The 22,266-nt window shown below is 77.0% G+C and carries 14 protein-coding genes and 1 pseudogene; 10 read left to right on the top strand and 5 right to left on the bottom strand.

Annotated features, from left to right (window positions below; genetic code table 11):
- Positions 1 to 4: 4 nt before the first annotated feature.
- Together ACGFZP_RS37525 and ACGFZP_RS37520 are read right to left on the bottom strand one after the other, a co-directional pair.
- Entirely contained in the window at positions 5 to 2,176 is a 2,172-nt protein-coding gene (locus ACGFZP_RS37525) for a xanthine dehydrogenase family protein molybdopterin-binding subunit (protein WP_392941423.1), read from the bottom strand.
- On the bottom strand, positions 2,173 to 3,567 hold the full coding sequence (locus ACGFZP_RS37520) for a 2Fe-2S iron-sulfur cluster-binding protein (RefSeq protein WP_392941422.1): 1,395 nt from the start codon (positions 3,565 to 3,567) through the stop codon (positions 2,173 to 2,175). Before ACGFZP_RS37520 ends, ACGFZP_RS37525 begins: the two co-directional genes overlap by 4 nt.
- Before the next feature lie 175 nt (positions 3,568 to 3,742).
- Between ACGFZP_RS37520 and ACGFZP_RS37515 the strand changes: the two genes are divergently transcribed.
- From ACGFZP_RS37515 to ACGFZP_RS37485, 7 genes are all read left to right on the top strand, one after another.
- Positions 3,743 to 4,774, top strand: a complete 1,032-nt coding sequence (locus tag ACGFZP_RS37515; protein ID WP_392941420.1) for a hypothetical protein — start codon at positions 3,743 to 3,745, stop codon at positions 4,772 to 4,774.
- Positions 4,768 to 5,613: a hypothetical protein gene (locus ACGFZP_RS37510; protein WP_392941418.1), complete on the top strand. Its 846-nt coding sequence runs from the start codon at positions 4,768 to 4,770 to the stop codon at positions 5,611 to 5,613. The genes ACGFZP_RS37515 and ACGFZP_RS37510 overlap by 7 nt, the downstream gene beginning before the upstream one ends.
- Before the next feature lie 43 nt (positions 5,614 to 5,656).
- Positions 5,657 to 8,101, top strand: a complete 2,445-nt coding sequence (locus ACGFZP_RS37505) for a DegT/DnrJ/EryC1/StrS family aminotransferase (protein ID WP_392941417.1) — start codon at positions 5,657 to 5,659, stop codon at positions 8,099 to 8,101.
- 93 nt (positions 8,102 to 8,194) lie between these two features.
- Complete coding sequence (locus tag ACGFZP_RS37500) at positions 8,195 to 9,313, top strand: radical SAM protein (RefSeq protein ID WP_392941415.1); 1,119 nt, start codon at positions 8,195 to 8,197, stop codon at positions 9,311 to 9,313.
- The gene (locus ACGFZP_RS37495) at positions 9,304 to 10,377 is read left to right on the top strand and encodes a monodechloroaminopyrrolnitrin synthase PrnB family protein (RefSeq protein ID WP_392941413.1); all 1,074 of its coding nucleotides are present in this window, start codon (positions 9,304 to 9,306) and stop codon (positions 10,375 to 10,377) included. The genes ACGFZP_RS37500 and ACGFZP_RS37495 overlap by 10 nt, the downstream gene beginning before the upstream one ends.
- Positions 10,374 to 12,257 (top strand): hypothetical protein, encoded by a 1,884-nt coding sequence (locus ACGFZP_RS37490; protein WP_392941411.1) that lies wholly within the window; start codon positions 10,374 to 10,376, stop codon positions 12,255 to 12,257. Before ACGFZP_RS37495 ends, ACGFZP_RS37490 begins: the two co-directional genes overlap by 4 nt.
- Before the next feature lie 78 nt (positions 12,258 to 12,335).
- The gene (locus ACGFZP_RS37485; RefSeq protein ID WP_392941409.1) at positions 12,336 to 13,496 is read left to right on the top strand and encodes an XdhC family protein; all 1,161 of its coding nucleotides are present in this window, start codon (positions 12,336 to 12,338) and stop codon (positions 13,494 to 13,496) included.
- Positions 13,497 to 13,537: 41 nt separating this feature from the next.
- Here the strand turns inward: ACGFZP_RS37485 and ACGFZP_RS37480 are convergent, their stop codons facing one another.
- Entirely contained in the window at positions 13,538 to 16,750 is a 3,213-nt protein-coding gene (locus tag ACGFZP_RS37480; RefSeq protein ID WP_392941407.1) for a S41 family peptidase, read from the bottom strand.
- Between the two features lie 199 nt (positions 16,751 to 16,949).
- On the opposite strand from ACGFZP_RS37480, the gene ACGFZP_RS37475 reads away from it, so the two are divergent.
- The 3 genes from ACGFZP_RS37475 (at position 16,950) to ACGFZP_RS37465 (ending at position 21,449) form a co-directional block, all read left to right on the top strand.
- On the top strand, positions 16,950 to 18,809 hold the full coding sequence (locus ACGFZP_RS37475; protein ID WP_392941405.1) for an asparagine synthetase B family protein: 1,860 nt from the start codon (positions 16,950 to 16,952) through the stop codon (positions 18,807 to 18,809).
- 89 nt (positions 18,810 to 18,898) lie between these two features.
- The gene (locus ACGFZP_RS37470; protein ID WP_392941403.1) at positions 18,899 to 20,521 is read left to right on the top strand and encodes an amino acid adenylation domain-containing protein; all 1,623 of its coding nucleotides are present in this window, start codon (positions 18,899 to 18,901) and stop codon (positions 20,519 to 20,521) included.
- Between the two features lie 58 nt (positions 20,522 to 20,579).
- Positions 20,580 to 21,449, top strand: coding sequence for an S-methyl-5'-thioadenosine phosphorylase (locus ACGFZP_RS37465; RefSeq protein ID WP_392941401.1), 870 nt, complete (start codon positions 20,580 to 20,582; stop codon positions 21,447 to 21,449).
- Between the two features lie 73 nt (positions 21,450 to 21,522).
- Here the strand turns inward: ACGFZP_RS37465 and ACGFZP_RS37460 are convergent, their stop codons facing one another.
- Together ACGFZP_RS37460 and ACGFZP_RS37455 are read right to left on the bottom strand one after the other, a co-directional pair.
- Positions 21,523 to 21,903 (bottom strand): CBS domain-containing protein, encoded by a 381-nt coding sequence (locus ACGFZP_RS37460; RefSeq protein ID WP_392941399.1) that lies wholly within the window; start codon positions 21,901 to 21,903, stop codon positions 21,523 to 21,525.
- Between the two features lie 105 nt (positions 21,904 to 22,008).
- Positions 22,009 to 22,266, bottom strand: a pseudogene (locus ACGFZP_RS37455) (ATP-dependent helicase); the annotation flags it as partial.

The following is a 22,266-nucleotide window of genomic DNA, read 5'->3' as shown; positions in this document are numbered from 1 at the left end:
CTTCTCAGTCGGAGGTCGGAATCGGGTCGCCGGCCCAGGCCCGTACGGTCGGGTCCGGCGAGGCGCGAAGGGCGGCCAGGACCCGTTCGGGGGTGAACGGGGCGTGGTCCAGCTCGGCACCGGTGGCGTCGCGCACGGCGTTGGCGATGGCGGGGACGACGCCCATCGTCGGGGACTCGCCGAGGCCCTTGGCGCCCAGCGGGCCGACGGGGTGGGGCTCCTCGACCAGGTGCACCTCGACGGGGATCCGCCACGGCGGCCGGGGCACTCCCTGGGCCAGCAGCGCGGGCCGCTCGACGGCGCCGTCCGGGCCGAACCCGACCCCCTCGGTCAGCGCCATGCCCACGGCCTGCAGCACACCGCCGCGGACCTGCTCCGCGGCCTGCGCGGGCTGGAGCACCCGGCCGGTGTCGTGGGCGGAGTCGATGCGCAGCACCCGGATGACGCCGGTGGCGCAGTCGACCTCCACCTCGGCCGCCTGGGCCCCGGCGGCCAGCGCGTTGTCCGGGGCGGCGAAGGCGCCGTCGACGGCCAGTCCGTCCAGGTCCGCGCGGAGCAGTCCGTCCGGTCCGAGCAGCCCGTCGGGGGCCAGCTCCCGGGCGCGGCGGAGCAGTTCCGCGGCGGCCTCGGCGACGGCGCCGGCCGTCAGGTACGACCCGCGCGAGGCGAACAGCCCGGCGTCGGCCTGCCCGAGGTCCAGCTCGACGTCGACCAGCTCCGCGGGGATGCCCAGGCGTTCCGCGGCGACCGAGGCGAGCACGGTGTGGATGCCCTGCCCGACGTCGGGGCACGCGGTGAGGACGCGCAGGCGCCCGCGGTCGATCCGGCAGCCCGCCTCGGCCCGGTCGGTGCCGATCACGCCGGTCAGACCGCTGAGGTTCAGCAGGGCGGCGACCCCGGTGCCGCGGCGCAGCCGCCCGCCTCCCGGCTCCTCGCGGGGCCGCGGCGCCGGGAGGGCGTGCAGACAGGAGGGGAGGCCGAACGAGCGGACCGGCCAGCCGTGCAGGGGGTCGCGGTCGCCGGTGCGCAGGGCGTTCCGCTCGCGCAGGGCGACCGGGTCGATCCCCAGGCTCCTGGCGACGACGTCCAGTTGGCTCTCCACCGCGAACAGCACCTGTGGGGCGCCGTAGCCGCGGAACGCGCCGGACGGCACCCGGTTCAGTGCCACGCACACCCCCGTCGCCCGGGTGGCCGGGGCGGGGTAGAGGGTGAGCGCGAGCGAGAGCCCGTTGGCGGTGACGCTGGGGGAGTGGCCCGCGTACGGCCCGCCCTGGAAGACCGCGTCGATGTGCCGGGCGAGGATGCGGCCGTCCGGGTCGACACCGGTCACCACCCGCACGGTCGCCGCGTGCCGCAGCCGGAACGCGCCGGTCATCTCGCGGCGGTCGGTCTCGACGGTCACCGGCCGGCCGCCCGCCGCCCGGCTGCACAGGGCGGCCACCGCGTCCAGCAGGAACTCCTCCTTGCCGCCGAACGAGCCGCCGACGGCGACCGGTTCGTACTCCACGTCCGCCTCGTCCAGGCCGAGCAGCCGGGCCAGCAGCGGGCGGCTCAGCTTGGGGCACTGGGTGGACGACCGCACCCGGCAGCGGCCCCGGCCGTCCCAGCGGGCGATGGCGGCGACGGGTTCCAGGAAGTGGTGCGGACCGGCGTCGATCCGGAAGGCGTGGTCGAAGACGTGGGCGCTCGCCGCCAGCGCCTGCGCGAGGTCGGACTCCTCGCAGCCCATGGCGAAGCGGGCCAGCTCGTTGCCGGGGTGGCCGCGGTGCGCCGCCGGGGTGGCCGGGTCGAGCGCGGTGGCCGGGTCCAGGACGGCGGGCAGCGGCCGCTCGTGGACGGTCACGGCCGCGGCCCCCGCCCGGGCGGCGGCGCGGGACTCGGCGACCACGACACCCACCACGTCACCGGGGAACCGGGCCTCGCGGGTGAACACCGAGGTGTCGTCGCGGCTGCCGTGCGGGTTGGTGGAGAAGAGGATGCCGGGATCGTCGTCCGGGGTGAGGACGTGGAGCACGCCGGGGGTCGCGCGGGCCGCCGCGCAGTCCAGGACGACGGTGGAGTGCGGCCCACGGGCGCGTACGAGCCGGGCGAACAGGCTGTCGGGCGGGGTGCCGTCCACCACGTACCGGACGAGCCCGGCGGCCCGGTCCCGGGTGTGGGTGTACCGGGTGGTCATACCGTCACCTCCCGGACGCACTCGGGGGTGGACGCGGTGTCGGACGTGGCGTCGGGCGCGGTGTCGGACGTGGCGTCGGACGCGGCGCCGGGGCAGACCCCGCACAGGGCCCGGGCGGCCGCGGCCAGGCCGCCGCAGCGGCAGAGGTGGCCGGCGAGCATGCCCCGGATCCCCTCCTCGTCGGCGGGCAGCGCACCGTGCCGGTCCATCCAGGAGCCGCAGGACACCAGGACGCCGGGGGTGCAGAAGCCGCACTGGACGGCCGCCGCCTCGGCGAGTGCACCGATCACCGCCCGGCCGCCGGGCCGGCCGGCCACCGCGGCGGCGGTGTCGACCCGGTCGCCGTCGGCCAGCCGGGCCACCGGGACCAGGCAGGCCGGCACCGGCTCGCCGTTCAGGGACACCGTGCAGGCTCCGCACGTCCCCTCCTCGCAGCCGACCTTGACCGCGAGGTGGCCGCGGTCGCGCAGCCACCAGGCGAGGCTGTCGGTCGGCCGCGCGCCGTCCGGCGCGGGCTGCGCCCCGCCGTCGACCAGGACGGTGGCCTCGGCGGGCGCGGCAGCGAGCGGGGGTGACGGGGTGTCACATCGGCCGGGTCCGTCGAGGGGGGCAGGGTCCGCCCGGTCCGCCCGGTCCGCCTGGTCCGCCTGGTCCGACGCCAGCGCCTCGCAGGCCTCGGCCACCAGCAGCCGCATGATCCGGTGGCGGTACCCGGCCGAGGCCTCCCCGTCGTCCAGGAGTTCGTCCGGGCCCGGCAACTCGTCCGGGTCGACCAGGCGCGGGCGGGCCAGCGCCGCTCCGACGCAGACCGCGACCCGGCCGTCCGGCCGCCGGACGGCCGCGACGGACACCAGGCTGGGCGCGATCGCCTGGTGCCCGGTGAACCGGCGGTAGACGCCGGGCATGCCCGGCCCCAGGTCCACCGCGAGCACGGCGAACGGGCCGGGAAGGTCCCACAGGTCCAGTGCGGGCAGCTCGCGGACGGTGCCGTCGGCCGCGTCCAGCACGGAGACCGTCGCCCCGGCGGCGGCCAGTGCGACCGGCAGGTCGGCGCGCGGCGAGCGGGCCCCGAGGACACCGCCGAGGGTGATCAGCCGCCGTACCCCGGGGTGGCCGGTGGCGGCGAGGGCCTGGGCGATCGCCGGGCGCCCCTCGCACAGCGCCGCCAGCCGGGACAGCCGGACCATCGCGCCGACCCTGCCGTCGACGGCGCCGTCCAGCCCGAGCCCGCCCAGGTCCACGGCGGTGCGGCCCCAGGCGTCGGCGAAGGCCGCCGACATCAGGCCCGCGCCGCCGCCCAGCGGTACCGCCCCGCGCCGCAGGGCGTCGAGCAGGGCCTCCAGGTCCGCCGGGCGGAGCAGCTCCACCCCGTCACCTCGCCTGTCCTGCACCTGGCGTCCTCCCGTCTTCCCCTGCCGCTGCGGTCGATTACCGCTCGAACGCTCCCAGGCGGCCCGTGGCGCGTCACTGCGGGAACCCGCAGCCCGCGGCGGCTGCGGGTTCCCGCAGCCGCGGGAGCGCCCGCGGTTGCCAGGCTTCGACCAGCGCACCGCGAAGGAGCCCTCGATGTCAGACCCGTCGCCCGACCGTGACACCCTGCTCGCCACCTGGTACGAAGCCACCCCCCGACGGCTCGGGGAGCATCTCCGGCTGACCGGGACGCCGTCCTGGCTGGACTCCCCGGTCGCCGCCTCCCGACTCGCCCTCGGCTTCGGCGGCGACGCCGGACAGCCCCGCCCGGACACCTGGGTGGCCGCCGGCCCCTGCCTCGGGGACTGCGCCGCAGGGCTGACCCTGGAGGCGCTGGCCGTCGTCTACGGCCTGTTCGCGACCGCCCGGGCCAGTGGGCTGCGGCCGCTGCTGCACATCGGCACCGCCGAACTGGAGACCACCGACCCGCAGTTGGCGTCGACCTGGCGGGGCGTGGCCGAGGACGTCCGGGCCGTGGCCGAGCACTGCGCCCGGCTGCTCGGCGTCACGGAGTACCTCGTGTGCGAGACCGGCGGGCACAGCGGGCACCCGGCCGTGCGGCGGGCCGTCGAGGCGTCCCGGGGCGTGGTGGAGGACGCCCGGCTGAACGGCGTCTACGACCTGTTCGGCACCCCCAGACCGGCGTCGCGCCGGCACGTCGAGGCGGCCCGCTCCTGCCTGGCCTTCCACCAGCCCGACGTACTGGCGCAGGTGCTGGGGGCGCCGGTCGGGGGGCTGGTGGTGCTCACCGACGTCCAGCAGGCGGCGCTGATGCCGCTGGTGGCGGAGGTCGACGCGGCCCGGCCCGGAGAGCCCGGAGAGCCCGCGGCCGCGCGGGGCGGGCGGATCGGCTGGCTGGTCCAGTGCCCGTTCCCGGCCGTGGACGGCAGCGCCCGGATGTTCCGCGCCGCCCCCGACCAGAAGCTGCACGTCGCCGCCGACCCGGCCGTCCTGGAGTACGACCTCGCCCGCATGCCCGACCCGGTGTTCCGGGTCTGGGCGGCGTTCTGGTCGGCCGTCGACCCGGCCTTCCACGCCGAGGACCCGGCCGGACTGGCCGACGTCCTACGGCAGTTGACACCGACCGGGGCCGGCACCCGGGCGCTCCAGGGGGCGGTCGCATGCTGAGGCCGCTGTCCCGGGAGCTGCTGGACGCGCTCCCCGCCCGGCTGGTGCAGGCACGGGTCCTCGTCGGACGGCTGGGCGCGCCGGACTCGGCGCTGGTGGGCGGACCGGGCCTGCTGGCCTGGTTCTGCGCGGCGCCGGACCGGCCCGACTCCGCGGAGGCGCTGCTGGTCGACGAACTCGCCGACGCGCTCGGCCTGCCGGCGACCTTCGTCGCCGACACCGCCGACACCGCCGACACCGCCGACACCGCCGAAACTGCTGAAACTGCCCACGCCGCCGACACCGCCGCCGGCCGGACGGTCGTCCCGCGCGCCGGGCTGCCGACCGTCGAGGCCCTGCTGTCCTGCGCGGGCCGGCTCGGGCCGGCCGAGGCGGCACACGCGGCCGAGAGCGGCCGCCTGCCCGAGGCGCTGGCGCTGGCCGCCGCCGTCGCCGTGCTCGCCGAGCAGGCCGGCGGCGGGCGGCTGGCCCTGGTGTTCGCGCAGGAGCGCCAGGACGAGGTCGAGTCGGCGCTGCGCTGCCTGCCCGACCGCGCCAGGCGGCGGACCACCGCACTGTTCCTGTCGGCCCCGGCCGCCGCCCTGCGGCAGCTGCCGCACCCGGACCGCGCCCCGGCCGAGTCGCTGGCGCGGGCGGTGCGGCGGCTGCCGTCCGGCAGCCCGGACGGCGCCCCGGGGGCCACCCGGGTGGGCGGCTGCACGGCCCTCGCCGGGGCCGTCCGCTACGGGCAGCGCCGCCGCGACGGCGCCGACCTCGCCCGGATCGTGCGCGACTGCCGCTCGGGGGCGCCGTGCTCGGGCTGCAAACCGACCTTGCTGCGGCTGATCGCGCCGGAGTGACAGCCAGGCCGCCGACCGGCGGCCTGTGGACGAAAGGGCATCTGTGACACGCATCGTGGCCACGGCCGAGCCGTACGGCTTCGGCCCGGTTGCCAAACTGATCGGCATCGTGCGGGCGGCGCCGCTCGCCGTGCCGGGCCGGTGGGAGTTCGTCGGCCACGGCTCGGCCCTGACCGCGGCCCGCGCCGCCGCCGACCGCTTCGGGTCGGTCACCGAGCTGGACACCTCCGACGCGGCGGCCGTCCTGGAGGTGCTGCGCGGCGCCGACCTGCTGGTGGACGTGATGGAGCCGACGGCCGTGGTCTGCGCCGCCGCGCTGGGCGTCCCGGTCGGGTACGTCGACAGCCTCCCGCACGTCTGGCGCCCCGAACTGACGGTGCGGCGGATCGCCGCACTGGCGGACGCGGTCCGCGGCGACGAACGGGCCGCCCTGCGGGTCTGCGCCGAACTCGCCCCGCACGACCTCCAGGCCGTGGCGCACGCACTGGCGGAGCGCTCCTACCTCCAGCAGGGCCCGAACCCCCCGCTGTCGGCGCTCACCCCGCGCCGGCCCGTCCCGGTCGGCGGCATCGTCTCCCGGGTGCGGCCCGGCGCGGACAGCCCGGACGTACTGGTCTCCCTCAGCGGGCAGCGTTCGGCGCTGGTCCCGCTGGAGGCGGCCGTGCGGTACGCGGAGCTGGCCGCCCGGCTGGTGCGCGGCTGCGCCGGACACCTGCCGCCCGACGGCTCGATCTGGCTGACCGGCAACCCCGAGGTGCTGGACCGCCTCCCGGCCGAGGCCCTCGCCGCCCTGCCCGGCACGGTACGGGTGCGCCCGCTGGGCCCCGACGCCATGTCGGCCGCCCTGGCCGGGGCCGGGGTGGTGCTCGCCCCGCCCGGGCTGACCACCTACCTGGAGTGCGCGGACCAGCGCGTCCCCCTGCTGCTGCTCCCGGACCAGCACGCGGGGCACCGGATCAACCGCAGGCAGATCGACCCGGACGACGCCTTCGGCCCGTGGAACCTCGACACGCCGGTACCGCCGGCCGTCCCGTCCTTCGCCGAGATCATCACCGACACCGGCGAACTGGCCGCCGCCACCGGGCGGGTGCTCGGGGACGCCGCCCGGGTGGCGGACGCCGGGGAGCTCTTCGGCGCGGCGGTGGCCGGGCTGCTGCGCAGCCCCACCGCCCGGGACGCCCTGGCCGAGCGCCAGTGCCGCCAGGTCGCGGCCGCGTTCGGCGGCACCGACGGCGCCCGTGCGATCGTCCGCGACCTGGCCCGGCTGCTGGACCCGCCCCCGGGCGCCCGGCCGGACGGCCCCGGTACGGACCGCCCGCGACCGGACCGGTTGCGGCCCGCCGTCGCCGGGGGCACCCCGGTGCGGGCCGAGCCGGTGGTGCTGCGCCCCAAGCTGAAGGAGGCCGAACGGCGCCACGTGGCCGCCGTCCTGGACAGCGGGGAGCTGTCGGCCGTCGGCGGGGGGCGCTTCGTCCGCGCGCTGGAGGACGCCGTCCGCGCGGTGACCGGCGCCCGCCACGCCGTGGCGGTGTCCTCCGGGACGGCGGCCCTGCACATCGCGCTGCGGGCGGCCGCCGAGGTCGCCGGCGCGCCGCTCGCCGCCGGCGTGGCACTGCCGACGCACACCTTCGCGGCCAGCGCCAACGCCGTCCTCGCGGCCGGCGGCGCACCGCTGCCGCTGGACGTCGACGGCCGGACCCTGCGGCCGGTCGACGGCGCCCTCAAGCAGGCCGGCGCCGACGGCGCCCGGGTGCTGCTGTGCGTGCACATGTACGGAGTCCCGCTGCCCGCCGCCGGCCTCGCCGCCGCCGTCGGACCGGGCACGCTGCTGGTGGAGGACTGCGCCCAGGCCCTGGGCTCCTGGCTGGACGGCCGGCACGTGGGCCTCGCCGGGCTGGCGGGCACGCTCAGCTTCAGCTCGGAGAAGGCCGCCTCCAGCGGCGAGGGCGGCATGGTCATCACCGACGACGAGTCCGTCGCCGACTACGCCCGGGCGTTCCGGGACAACGGCATGACCGGCTGGAACCAGCTGCGGACCCCGGCGCTCAACCACCGGATGACCGAACTGCAGGCCGCCGTGGCGCTGGGCCAGGTCGAACGGCTGCCCGAACTGCAGGCCGCCCGCGACGCCGTCGCCGCCCGGTACGCCGAGCGGCTGGCGGGCACCGCGCTGGAGGCCGTGCCACCCCCGGCGGGAGCCCGCTTCAGCTGGGCCAAGTACCCCGTCCGGGTGCCCGACTCCTGGGGTGTCGACGCCGACGACGTGGTGGCGGCGCTCCGCGCGGAGAACGTCCCGATCCAGGCCGGTTACCGGGGGATGCACGGCTACCGGCGGCTCTCGCGGGCCGGCCGGCCGGCGCACTGCCCGGTGGCCGACGGCTGGCAGCCGAGGACCTTCCACCTGCCGACCGGCCCCGCCGTGAGCACCGCTCTGGCCGGAGAGGTCCTGGCCGCCCTGGAGAAGATCACCCACTGGTTCGACCGCTAGGGCTAGGGCCGAACCCCTTCCACCCCCACCACCCCCGTCCGCGGCGGCCGACCGAGGCCGCCGCGGGCATCCGACCCGCCCCGAGGAGACCTCGTGCCGCCGACGACGAGCCGCACCACCGGCCCCCAGATCCTGTACATCCGCCTGCTGGAGGCGTGCAACGCCCGCTGCCGCATGTGCAAGTTCTCGGGATCCACCGACGCCTACCGGCCGGACCCGGACCGGCTGCGCCAACTCGTGGACGACCTCCACGAGCTGGGCACGCAGGAGGTCCGGTTCACCGGCGGCGAACCGCTGCTGTACCCGGAACTCCCGGACATCGTCGCCCACCTGACCAAGCGCGGGATGCGCTCCTCCTTCGTCACCAACGGCGAGCACCTGGCCTCGCGCGCCAAGGAGCTGGTCGACGCCGGGCTGACCAAGCTCATCTGCTCGCTGGACTCCCCGCGCCCGGAGGTGCACGACGAACTGCGGCGCACCGAAGGGCTGCTGGCCGCCGCCACCGAGGGGATGGAGCTGCTGCGCACGGCCGCCGCCGCGGCCGGCACGGACGTCACGCTGATCGTCAACACCATCGTGTCCAACCGCACCTGCGGCCACCTGGACGAGTTCCTCCCGCTGCTCGCCGGGCTCGGCGTGCGGCGCTGGAACCTGATCCCGCTCAAGGGGGTGCGCGGCCTCTACCTCAACCGCGAACAGATCGACGCCACCCACGAGTTGCTGCGCACCCTGCTGCCGGCCATGGCGGCGGCCGGCGTCGACGCCAACACGCTCGGCCCGGAGATCTTCGGCGCCACCGAGGAGCAGATCCAGAACAGCAGCCGCGGCCGGTCGGTCACCTACGCCACCTGCAGCGTCCCGCTGACGGTCGGCTACCTGGACGCCAAGGAGGGGCTGCTGACCGCCTGCAACTGCCTCCCGCACTACCGCGGCCGCCCGCTGACCATCGCCAACGCCTGGGACCGGCCGTTCGGCGAGGTGTGGAACGACCCGGTGTTCGCCGAGGAGCGGCGCAAGTTCGCCGTCGAGGCGCCGAGCCTGTGCCACGGCTGTGAGCCGTCCAACGTCCGCTTCAACGCCCGGGTCGCGGAGGCCCTGACCATCCTGCCGAGCCGGCCGACGGCCACCGGCGCGACGGCGGAGAGCGGCGAGCGCGCGCGTCTGCGGCAGGTCGAGGACAGCCTCTTCGAGCTGGGCGTGGAATGGCTGTGACCCCCGCGCCGACGCACACCGAGGCCGACGCCGCCGTCGCCGCGCTGGACCCGCTCGGCGCGGACGCCCTGCTCGCCGGCCTCCCCGCGCTCAACCGGGACGGCGACGCCGCCGGGCTGCAGCACCGCGCCGACCAGCTCACCGAGCGCGCCGGCGACGTGCACGACCCCGACCCGGCCCGGGCGGCGCTGCGCGACCTCGGCATCGTCGCCGCGTCCTGGTGCCGGCTGCACCCCGGCCGCCCGCCCGCGGACCGGGTCGCCGCCGAGCTGCTCCGGCTGGGGGCGCTGACCGGCGAGCCGCCCCGCGACAGCCTCCCCTCCTACACCACCCGCAACCCGGCCGGCGGGCGCCGGCGGACCTTCACCGGCACCCCGGAGGAGGAGCTCTTCATCGCCGGCCTCGCCACCGGCGCCCGGGTGCTGGACGAGGCGGTCGGCCACTGCGTGGTCCTCGGCGCGGCCGTCGACGAGGGCCGGCACCGCGACGCGGTCGCCGCGGCACGCGCGACCGGCGAAGCCTTCGCCGCGTTCACCCGGCTCTTCCACTCGGTGCGGCGGGGCATGACCGGCCGCTTCTTCGCCGAGGAGCTCAGGCCCTTCTTCCCGCCGATCGACCTCGGCGGGGCGTCCTGGCAGGCACCCAGCGGCGCCCACCTGCCGATCCTGACCCTGGACGTCCTGCTGTACGCGGGCAGCGCCGCGGCCGAGCCCGGCACCGGCACGCTCACCGCGCACGCCACCGACGCCCTGCCGTACCTGAGGCCCGACCACCGGGAGCTGGTGTCGGCCCGGCTGGGCGGGCCCGGCCTCATCGCCCGGTTGGCCGCCCGCCCGGCCGCCGAGGCCGAAGCGCCGCTGCGCGCCGCCGTCGCCGACCTGACCCGGGCCTTCCTCCGGTTCCGCTACCCGCACCGCAAGCTGGCCCGGGACGCTCTGGAGGCCCGGCTCGGGCCGTCGGCCGACGGGCCCTACCGGATCGAGCCGCTGGAAGGGCTGATCGAGCTGGTCCGGGCGGCCGGGGACAGCCTTGCCCCCTGCCCCGACGGAGAGCGCCGACCGTGACCGCCCCCCTCTTCCACGCCTGCGCGGACCCGGCGGAGTACCGGGACCGCGCCCGGGAGCGCGCCGAGCGGCCGGCCGCGCCGGTGCCCCTGCTCACCACCGGGCGGCCCGACCTGGCGGCGGCGGCCGCGTACGCCGCCCCGCTGTACGCGGCCGGCCGCACCCCGCCGTGCAGCGACACCGGCCTGTTCCTGACCCCGCCCGCCGGTGCCTGCGCCGGCACCGGTGCCGGTCAGGGTGCGGCCGACGGCCACGAGGCACTGTGGCCGCTGCTGCGCCCGCTGGCCCGGCGCTGGGTGCACTCCGCCGAGGAGGTGCCGCCGTCCGCCGGCTCGGTGCTGGTGGTCGCCGCCTACCCGCAGCTGCGCCACGACGCGCTGCGCCCGCTGCTGCGTCCCGCCCCGGAGCAGGGCCAGGACCGCTCGCCGACCCTGCTCACCGGCCGGGACGTGCCCTCGCTCAGCTGGATGCTCGCCAAGCAGTACGTGAGCGTGCGTCCGGAGGTCGTCGGCCGGGCCCTGTTCTCGGAGACCGGCACCCCGCCGGCGGGCGGCCCGGGCGAGGTGTTCGGCGAGGCGGACCTGCGGGCCGGCGACCTGCGGGGCGCCCTCACCGGACGCCCCTGGCGCCGCGTCATGGTCCAGGGCCACGGCAGCGACGACCACGTGAACCTGGGCACCTGGACGCTGTGCGGGCGGGCGAGCGCCGACGTGCCCTCGGGCCCGGCACGCGCCCTGCCGCGCTGCGGCCACGGCCACGCCTGCTTCAAACCCGAGGACCGGCTGATCGGCCCGGCCGACGTGCTGACCGCCGAGCTCGTGCTGTCCTCCTGCGCCAACGGCCCCTTCGCCGACACCGCGGCCTACGACAGCCGGTACCAGGTGATGCTGGCGGCGCTCGACGGCCCGGCCCAGTCGGTGGTCGCCGCGCCCGGCGTGCACGACAGCGACCGGCCCGAGAACCAGGTGTACCTCGCGCACGAGCGGCCCGGCGGCCTGGCCGGCCCGCTCAACCGCAGCCTCGCGGACGTCACCCCGGGCCCGGTCTACCTCCAGTACGGCTTCCCGACGGCACCGGGCCCCGTACGCGGATCTGCCCTGCCTGCCGATCCGCCTGCCGATCTGTCGCCCGACCTGCCGGCCGAGCGGCTGGCCGTGCCGGTCGACCGGGCCGTCGCCTACCTGTCGGGCGGGCTGCTCCCGGCCCGGCACCCGCTGCGGCCGAGGCTGGAACGGTTCGCCGCGAAGTACCTGGCGCTGCTCGCCAGGGCGGCCCGGCCCTACCCGCCGGCCGTCGAGGAGGGGCTGCGCAGCGACCTCCAGTCACTGGACCATGCGATCGCCGCGCAGCTGCGCCGCGACCCCCAGGACCCGCTGGCGCAGTATCCCGAGTACTGGGCCCGGCGCAGCCGGATAGCCGGGGCCCCCGAGGCCTTCAGCTGTGTGTGCGGGCTGGAGGCGGTCCGGACCGTCCTCGCCGGGCTGGCCCGGCTGGTCCCCGACACCGAACCGGTGCTGTGCCCGCGCTGCGGGGACGTCGCGGTCCGGCAGTCCGGCGCCCCGTGGGTGCGGACGGACGGGCCGCAGACACTGGAGGCCGGCGCGGAGGCGGTGCTGACGGTCGCCCTGAGCGAGGGACGGCCCGGCGCGCCGGTGCAGCTCGGCGTGTTCTTCCCGCCGTTCCTGCGCAGCGCCTGCGCGGTGGAGCCGCCCGGAGCGCGGGTGCGGCTCTCCGCGGCGGGCGACCACACCGCCGAGTTCACCCTGCGGGTGGCGCCCGACGCGCTGCCGCAGCTGCACTACTACCGGGTCTTCGCCGTGCAGGACCTCGCGGTGTCCGGGGCCCGCCGGCAGTTCGCGGTCGTGCCCGCGCGGACCTGAACCGGGCACGTCGGAGCGCACCGGCGCTTCGGAGCGTGCCGGGCACCCGGACGAGACATCGAGAGCGGGAGGGCGACAGTGCTGGAGATCGCCGATGGACTACGCGCATGGTGCGAGCGGGGGGAGCCGTTCGCCGTCGCCACCGTGGCCGCGGTGCACGGCAGCGCCCCCCGGCGGCCGGGGGCGGCCATGGCGGTGGACGCCGAGGGGGCGGTGCTCGGCTCCGTCTCAGGCGGCTGCGTGGAGAGCGAGGTGTACGAGCTCTGCCGCGAGGTGCTCGACGGCGGCCGGCCCGGGCTGCACCGCTTCGGGTACGACGACGACTCCGCGCTGGGCGCCGGGCTGACCTGCGGCGGCTCGGTCGAGGTCTTCGTCCAGCGGATCGACCCGGCGGGGCCGGCGGCCGGGTTCGCCTTGGCGCAGGCCGCCGCCCGCCGCCCCGCCGCGCTGGTCCGGATCGTGTCCGGACCGGACCGGCTGCTCGGCCGCGCCCTGGCCCTGCGGCCGGGCCAGGCGACTGCGACTGTGACCGTGACTGCGGACATCCGGACGGCGGTCGGGACGCCGGGCGGGACGGCGGTCGGGACACTCGGCGACCGCGGTGCCGACCTCGCCGCGGAGCAGCAGGCCCGGAGGCTGCTGCGGGCCGGGCGCACCGCCACCGTCCGGCTGCCCACCGCGGACGGCCCGGCCACCGCGCTGGTGGAGGTCTGCGCCCCGGCGCCGCGGCTGCTGATCTTCGGCAGTACGGACTTCGCCGTCGCGCTGGCACCCCTCGGCGCGCACCTGGGCTACCGGGTCACGGTCTGCGACGCCCGGCCGGTCTTCACCACCGCGGACCGCTTCCCCGGGGCGCACGAGGTGGTGGTCGGCTGGCCCGACCGCTACCTCCGGGACACCGCCACCGACGCCCGCACCGCCGTCTGCGTGCTCACCCACGACCTGCGCTTCGACGTCCCGCTGCTGCGGGACGCCCTGCGGATGCCACTGGGCTACGTGGGCGCGATGGGCTCGTGGCGCACCCACCACGAGCGGATGGCGGCCCTGCGCGCCGAGGGGCTGACCGAGGAGGAACTGGGCAGGCTGCGCTCGCCGATCGGCCTCGACCTCAACGCGTGCTCGCCCGAGGAGACGGCGCTGTCCATCGCGGCCGAGATCGTCGCCCACCGCAACGGCGCCACCGGCGCGCCCCTGCGCGGTTCGGCACTCGCCCTCCACCGCGCCCCGGCCCTGTCCTGACCCGGCCGGCCGCCCGGCCGTGCGCAAGGCCCCGCCTCCCGTCAGCGGCGGCCGGGGCGCCGCGAGGGCGGCAGCGGCGGCGCCGTCCGGGCCGGGGTGGTTTCGAGGGCGGTCAGGGCGAGCCCGACCGCGGTGTCGAGCTGGGGATCGCGCCCGGCCTGCCAGTCCTGCGGGGTCCGGACCGACTCGACGTCCGGGTCGACACCCCGGTTCTCCACGCCCCAGCCGTACTCCTGGAGCCAGTTGGCGGACTTCGGCTGGGTCACGCCCGTCCCGTCCACCAGGGTGTAGCGCAGGTCGATGCCGATCACGGCGCCGGAGGTGCGGACGCCGACCAGCGGGCCGACGCCCAGCGCCTGGAGCGCCGCGGCGGCGACCTCGCCGTCGGAGCCGGTGAACTCGTTGACCAGCACGGCCACGGGCCCCCGGGGCGCGGTGCGCGGGTAGCCGACGGGCTGCGCCCACCGGGCCCGGCTCCACCCGACGGTCCGGCGGGCGAGCTGTTCCACGATCAGTTGCGAGAGCTTGCCGCCCCGGTTCTCCCGCAGGTCCACCACCAGCCCCTCGCGGGCCGCCTCGGTCCGCAGGTCGCGGTGGAACTGCGCCCAGCCGGCGCCGAGCATGTCCGGCACGTGCAGATAGCCCAGCCGTCCGCCGGAGGCGCGGTGGACCAGCGCCCGCCGGTCCGCGACCCAGTCGTGGTAGCGCAGCGGCTCCTCGTCCGCCAGCGGGACCACCACGACCGACCGGTGCTCCCCGGCGGCCGTGCGCACGGTCAGCTCGACCGGTTGGCCGGCCGTGCCGAGCAGCAGCGGGGCGGGCCCGGTGACCGGGTCCACCGGCCGGCCGCCCACGGCGACCAGCTCGTCGCCCGGGGCCACCGCGACGCCGGGGGCCGCCAGCGGGGAGACCGCCCGCGGATCGGAGGTCTCGGAGGGCAGCACCCGGGCGATCCGCCACCGGTGGCCGGCGTCGCGGACCAGGTCCGCGCCGAGCAGGCCAGGGCGCAGCCGGGGGTCGCCGCCGCCCGGGGGCGGGCTGACGAAGGCGTGCGAGGTGCCCAGTTCGCCCTGGACCTCCCAGAGCAGGTCGGCCAGGTCGTCGTGGGAGGCGATCCGGTCGAGCAGCGGACGGTAGCGGTCCAGCACGCCGTCCCAGTCCACGCCGGACATGTCGGCGCGCCAGAAGTTGTCCCGCATCAGCCGGCCGGCCTCCGCGTACATCTGGCGCCACTCGGCCGCGGGCTCGACCCACACCCGGATCCGTTCGAGATCGACCGGGGCCGTGGCACCGCCGTCCACCGGCCTGGTGTGCAGTGCGCCGCCGCGGCGCAGCAGCAGCCCGGTGCCGTCGCCGCTCACGGCGAAGCCGGTGACGCCCTCCTCGGCCGACAGCGCCGCCCGGCGGGCGAGGTCGTAGCCCTCCAGTGCCGGTGCGGCGGGTCGGGCTCCCGGCGTGGCGGCCGCCGCACCGGTGAGCCCGGCCAGCGGCTCCCGCAGCCAGAGGACCTTCGAACCGGCCGTGCGCAGCGCCGTGCAGCGCCCGGCCTCGACCGGGAACGGCACCGTCCGGGCGGCGAGGCCCTCGGGGTCGACCCTGGTGACCGCCGCGGCGGCCGGGCCGTCGCCGGGGGAGGGGTCGGGCGTCCACGGGTCGAACGGTGACGGCGTGCCGGCGGCCAGGGCCATCAGGTACGGGCGGCAGCCGAGCGGGAAGGACATGTCGAGCGAGTGGGTGTCCGGGACGGGGTCGAAGACCCGCTCGGAGAGGAACGCCAGGTAGGCCCCGTCGGGGGTGAAGGCCGGGGAGTGGTCGTTGAAGCGCGGCGCGGTGGCGTCCAGCACCTCCCCCGTCCGGGTGTCGGCGAGCCGCAGCCACCGCAGCGGGCGGGGGCCGGCCTGCGACCAGGCCAGCCAGCGGGAGTCGGGCGAGAAGGCCAGGCCGGTCGCGTCGCCGTGCTCGCCGCCGGACAGCTCGCGGACCTCGCCGGTGGCCCACTCCACCAGCAGCACCCGGCCGTCGTGGGCGGCCACCGCGGCCTGCCGGCCGTCCGGGGAGACCTCGAACCCGAGCACCCGGCCGAGCCGCCCCGCCGCGACCCGGAGCCGCTGCCCGCCTCCGTCGCCGGGCGTGGGAGCGGGGGCGGCCGGTGCGGGAGCGCACTCCAGGGCGTCCTCGCCCTCGGCGTCGGTCACCCAGGCGGCCATGGCGTGCCCGTCGGCGCGGAAGGCGCGCGGGAGGCGGGCCCGGACACCGGGCTCCGCCTCCAGGACCCGCACCGGCCCCCGCCGGTGGGGCAGCAGCTGGACGGTGCCGCGTACCTCCACCACGCTGCTCCGGCCGGTGTGGTCGGGGCTGGCGTCCCCGAGCCGGTCGGCGGCGCCGACCGGGTACGGCCGCAGCCGGGCGCGGCCGCCGCCCAGCCGCACCTCCAGCGGGGCCGGCTCCACGTCGAGGTGCTCCAGCAGGTGGAGGCCGCCGGCTCGGGCGTGCACGACGCGGCGGCCGTCGGTGGCGGCCTGCCGCGCGTAGCAGTCCCGCAGTCCGGTGTGCCGCCGCAGGTCCGCGCCGTCGGGCAGGCAGGAGTAGAGGGCGCCCGAGCCCTCGTGGTCGGAGAGGAAGGCGATCCGGTCGCCGACCCACATCGGGCACTCCAGCGAGCCGTCCAGCTCGGCCAGGATCCGCCGGGGCCCGCCGGGGCCGCCCGCGTCCGACCAGAGCCTCCCGGCGAGTCCGCCGCGGTAGCCCTTCCAGTCCACGGACTCACGGATCATCGTGGCCGAGGAGAGCACCACCCGGCCCTGCGGTCCGAAGGCGATGTCGCCGAGCGGCCCGTACGGCAGCCGCTCGCCCGGACCGCCGTCGACCGGGAGCGCGTACGCCCAGGGGCGGCGCTGGGTGGGCTGGCCGTGGGTGGTGGTGGCCACCACCCGGCCGTCCGGGGTCCAGCCGCAGACGGCGGTCCGCCAGACGCCCCAGTGGGTCAGCCTGCGCACCGGGCCGCCCTCGACGGGGGCGAGGCACACCTCGGTGTCGGAGCCGGAGCCCGAGGTGAAGGCGATGTGCCGGCCGTCCGGGGAGATCCTCGGCCGGGCCACGGGCTGCCCGCCGTCGGTGATCCGCCAGGCCCGCCCGGTGCGCACGGCGCCCGAGCCGCCACCGGCTTCGAGCGGGGCGACCCACACGCAGTCCTCGGCGGTGAAGGTGAGCAGGTCGCCGCGCAGGTGCGGGAACCGGAGGTAGGAAGCCTGCATCGATCTCGTCCCGTTGACGTCCGCCGACGCGCTCGCGTGCGCGCCGGTCGCCGGAGCAGGACCGTGTCACGGCGGCGGGCGGGCCGTCACTGCGGAAAGCCGCAGCGCCCGCGGCGCAGGATCGGTTGCGGCTTCCCGCAGTGGCCCGGGCGGCCCGGACTGCCACGCTGCCACCGAGTGGGGTTGACCGAGGAGGGGCATGTCCGGAATTGCCGGTTGGGTGGATCGTGGGCGGGACCTCGCCGCACAGGAGCTGTCGGCGGCCCGGCTGGCGGCCGGACTGGCGGCCCGGGGCCAGGCCGGCGAGGGCTGGCTGACCGATCGTCACGCCGTTTTCGCGCAGCGGGTCGACGCCGCCTGGACGGGCGCCGCGCAACCCGCGGCGGTGTACCGGGACGGGCGGCTCGTGGCGATGGCCGTCTGCGACGGGTACCTGCACAACGGCGACGAGCTGTGGCGGGCGGCGGCGTCCCGGAGCACGGCCGCCGCGACCCCCGCGGCCGCCGCGACCCGCCGGCCGGGCTCGCCGGACCGGGGGGAGCCCTCCGTCTCCGAGGTGCTGCTGCGCTGCTACCTGGCCTGGGGGCAGGACGCCCTGCCCCGGCTGGAGGGCTGCTTCGCCTTCGCGATCTGGGACGCACGGCGGTCCGAACTCCTGCTCGGCCGGGACCGGTTGGGCGTGCAGCCGCTGAGCTACCTGCCGACCGCGGACGGCGCCGTATTCGCCTCCGACGTGGCCGTCCTGGCGGAACACCCGATGGTCACACCGGAGTTGGACTCCGATGGACTGTGCGGAGTGCTGACCCAGCTCCGTCCGTGGGGCCGCGGCGCCCTGCGCGGGGTCCGCGAGGTGCCCCCCGCGCACCTCGTCCGGATCGGCGTGGACGGCGAACGCGCCCACCGCTACTGGTCGCTGGAGGCCCGCCCGCACACGCTCGACCGCAACGCCACCATCGAGCGGGCGGGAGAGCTGCTGCGCAGCGCCGTCGAACGCGACGCGCGGGGCACCGATCCGGCGGTGCTGCTCTCCGGCGGGCTCGACTCCAGCGCACTGACCGGACTGGTCGCGTCCGGGACGGGCCGACCGCCCCGGACCTTCACCGTCGTGTTCGGGTCCACTGCCGCGGCCGTCCCCGACCGGCCGTTCGCCCGGGAGGTCGCCGAGTTCTGGGGCTGCGACGCCCGGGAGGTGACGGTCCGCCCGGAGGAGCTGTCCGACCCGGTCGCGCTGGCCGACGTGCTGTCCGCCAAGGACTACCCCTCGCCGTTCGGGGACAAGGACACCACGCCGTACCTGTTCAGCCGCCAGGTCGCCCGCCGGGTGCCGGTGGTGCTCAGCGGCGAGGCCGCGGACTCGGTCTTCGGCGGGATCGGCGGGGCGATCGACGGGGAGCGGAGGCTGGAGAGCTTCCCGTGGATCGAGCGGGCCCGCAGGTTCGGCGTGGAGCACGGCATCGGCACCGGGCTGTTCGCCCCCGACCTGCTGCGCGACATCGACGTCACGGGCTACCTCGACCGGCGCTTCCACGAGGCGAGCGCGGAGGTGCCCTACCTGCCCGGGGAGTCGGCCGTGCACGCGCTGGCGCGGCAGGTGGACTACCTGGTGGTGACCAGGCTGCTGGAGCAGGGCGTCGGCCACTCGGAGCGGCTGTCCGCGGCGGCCGGGCTCCAGGTGCGGTTCCCGTTCCTGGACCACCGGCTGCTCACCTTCCTGTACAACGTCCCGCCCGAGGTGAAGAGCTTCGACGGGCGGGAGAAGAGCCTGCTGCGGGCGATCGCCCGGGACCTCCTCCCCGACTCGGTGCTGGCCAGGGCCAAGGTGCCCTACCCGATCACCTACGCCGGGCAGTACAAGGCGGCCCTGCTACAGCGGCTGAGGCGCCTGCTCGACGACGCAAGCGCGCCGGTGCTGCCGCTGGTGGACGCCGCGGCGGTGAAGCGCCTCCTGGACACCCCGGACCTGCTGGACCGGGGCGGCTGGATCGGACGGGCCGACGTCGAGATGGTGCTGAAGTGCGACGCCTGGCTGCGGCGGCTGCGGGTGGGCATCCGCCTGTGACCGGCGCACGGCCCGGCAGTCTCAACGCGCGGCCCGGCAACGCCGACGCACGCCCCCGGAATCCCGACGCACGGAAGAGGACGAACCTGATGCCGACCACACCACCCGCGGGCTCCGCGCTGTACCGGCTCTTCGCCGACCAGGCCGCCCGCAGCGCCGAGGGGCAGGCGGTCCGCGACGAGTACGGGACCGTCCTGACCTACCGCGAACTGGCCTCCCGCGCCGAGGCGTTGGCCGCCGCCGTCCGCGATCGCTGCCCGGGCACCGGACGCCGGGTCGGACTCCACCTCGGCCGGACGGCCGACCTCGTCACGGCCGTGCTCGCGGTGGTCGCGGCGGGACACGTCTACGTCCCGCTGGACCCGGCCTACCCGGAGGACCGGCTGCGCTTCATGGCCGAGGACAGCGATCTGGCCCTGGTCCTCTCCGACCGGGAGCCGTCCGGGGCGCTGGACGGCGTCCAGGTGCTGCGCGTCGACGGCTTCGACTGGACGCGGACGGCGGACGGCGCAGGGTCGGACGGCGCGGGGTCGGACGGTACCGGGTCGGGCGGGGACTCGGGCGGGGTGCCCGGCGCTGCGCCGGCCGAGACGCCGGAGGACGCCATCGCCTACGTCATCTACACCTCCGGCTCCACCGGTCGGCCGAAGGGCGTCGAGGTGCGCGGGCGCAGCGTGGTCGCCATGGTGGAGTCGGTCCGCGCCTCCCACGACTTCACCGAGCGCGACGTGTGGACGCTGTTCCACTCGTACTGCTTCGACTTCTCGGTGTGGGAGATGTGGGGGGCCATGGCCACCGGAGCCTGCCTGGTGGTCGTCCCGGCGGCGACCGCGCAGTCGCCGCGCGCCTGCGCGGAGCTGCTGGTCCGCGAGGGCGTGACGGTGATGAGCGTGGTCCCGACGGTCTTCCGCTACCTGGTGGCCGCGCTCCGCGGAGTGCCGGCGGCGGGGGTCGCGCTGCGCCGGGTCATCTTCGGCGGCGAGGCGGTGGTGCCGTCCGACATCCGCGCCTACCGCGAACTGCTCGGCAACGGGTGCGAGTTCGTCAACACCTACGGCATCACCGAGACCACCGTCTTCGTGAGCACCCGCACCCTGTCGGACGCCGAACTGGACCGGCCGGGCGGTGGCGACCGCTTCGCCACCGAGCTGGGCCGGCCGCTGGACGGCTGGGAGGTGCAGGTGCTCGACGAGGACGGGCTCCCGGTACCGGTGGGCGGCTGCGGCGAGATCAACGTCGCGGGCGCGGGCGTCGCCGTCGGCTACCTGGGCCTCCCCGACCGCACCGAGGAGTGCTTCCGCCTGCTGGCCCTGCCCGGTCGGCGGCCCGAACGGTACTACCGCAGCGGGGACTTGGCGACCCGCACCGCCGAGGACGTGTACTGCTACGCGGGCCGCGTCGACGACCAGGTGAAGATCAACGGGTTCCGGATCGAACCGGGCGAGGTGGAGGCGGTGCTGCGCGGCATCCCGGACGTGGCGGACGCCGCCGTCGTCCCCACCCTCAGCCGGACCGGCGGGCGAATGCTGACCGCCTTCTACACCGCCGGATCCGCCGTCCCCGCCGTCCCCGCCGAGGAGTTGCAGCGCCGCGCCCGCCGGCTGCTTCCCGGCCACCTGGTGCCCGGCCGCTTCGTCCGACTGCCGGAACTGCCGCGCAACCCGTCCGGCAAGACGGACCGCCGGGCGCTACGGAGCCTGGGCGAGGGGTAGCCATCGGGGCGGACCAGCACGACGACAACGACGAGAACTCTCCAGACAGGTGACGAAGATGACGAACGTTTCCCCGGCGGACCCTGCTACGGCTCCGCGCGCCGACCTGGGCGTGATCGGCGGCTCGGGCCTCTACGCGCTGCTGGACGACGTGGTCGAGGTACGGGTCGACACCCCGTACGGGCCGCCCAGCGACGCGCTGTTCCTGGGGGAGGTGGCCGGACGGCGGGTGGCCTTCCTGCCCCGGCACGGGCGCGGCCACGGCCTGCCGCCGCACCGGATCAACTACCGGGCCAACCTGTGGGCGCTGCACTCGCTGGGCGTGCGCCAGGTGCTGGCGCCGTGCGCGGTGGGCGGGCTGCGCCCGGAGTACGGGCCCGGGACGCTGCTGGTGCCGGACCAGTTCGTCGACCGCACCTCCGGCCGTGTACAGACCTACTACGACGGTCTGCCGCTGTCCGACGGGACGCTCCCCGAGGTGGTGCACGTGTCGATGGCCGACCCGTACTGCCCGGACGGGCGGTCGGCCGCCCTGGACGCGGCCCGCGATGCGGCCTGGGAGCCGGTCGACGGCGGCACCCTGGCGGTGATCGAGGGCCCGCGCTTCTCCACCCGGGCCGAATCCCGCTGGTTCACCGCCAACGGCTGGTCGGTGGTCGGCATGACCGGCCACCCGGAGGCCGTCCTGGCCCGTGAACTCGGCCTCTGCTACACCTCGCTGGCGCTGGTCACCGACCTCGACGCCGGGGTGGAGAGCGGCGAGGGCGTCACCCACGCCGAGGTGCTGGAGGTCTTCGCGGGCAACGTCGACCGGCTGCGCACGGTGCTGTTCAAGGCTCTGGAGAGGCTGCCCGCCGACCGGGACTGCCTCTGCTCGCACGCCCTGGACGGCCTCACGACCGGCCTGCCGGGCGTCACCGGCAGCTGACCCGCGGGGCACCGCCACCGCCGCCCCACGCCGACCGGCGCGGGGCGGCGGCCTGTCTCCTCCGGCCCAAGCCCTAGAGGCTCAGCAGACCGATGACGTGGCCGTCCTGGTCCACCACCGGCCAGGTGTCCAGGTCGCGGGCGCGCATGGCGGCGGCCGCCTCGGCGGCGGGCATCCCGGCGGTGGCGAACGGCGCCCGGTCGAGGACGATGTCGCGGACCGGGGTGCGCTCGGTGTACCAGGACCGGGCCTGGAACGGCGCGAGGTGCAGGCGGGTCAGCAGCCCGGCACAGCGGCCGGCGTCATCGCGTACCAGCACGTGGTCCGCGCCGGAGCTCTGCAGGATGTCCATCGCCGTGTCGACCATGACATCGTCGCTGATCTGCAGTTCCGGGCGTTTCATCAGGTCGCCGACCGTGGTGGCGGGCACGGGGCGTTCGACAGTGACGGACATGGGCGGACTCCTTCGTGTCGCTCCCGCCGGTGGTGGCGGCGATCAGGGCACCGACGGCGGGATTGCCGCCGGCGCCCGGGGTGACGCTCCAGCTCGTCCCGGCCCCTAGGCTGCGAGGGCGACGCGCCGCGGCGCCCGCCGCCGACCGCCACCACCGGCACCGCCACTGCCGCCGCCGCCCTGCGTGTTGCGCTCGGCGTAGGGGGGACGGTTGCGGCGGCCGCGGCTCGTGGACGCGCTGCGGCGGGGGCGTTCGACGACGGGGTCGGCGATCACCACGGGCACGCCGGTGGGCGTGCGGGCGCCGGTGATGCGGGCCAGTTCCTCGTCGCCGGCGCTGACCCGGGTGGTGACGGGGGTGAT

This window comes from Kitasatospora sp. NPDC048239, assembly GCF_043202015.1.
GTDB lineage: Bacteria > Actinomycetota > Actinomycetes > Streptomycetales > Streptomycetaceae > Kitasatospora.
This window is presented reverse-complemented; position numbering and strand designations above follow the sequence as displayed.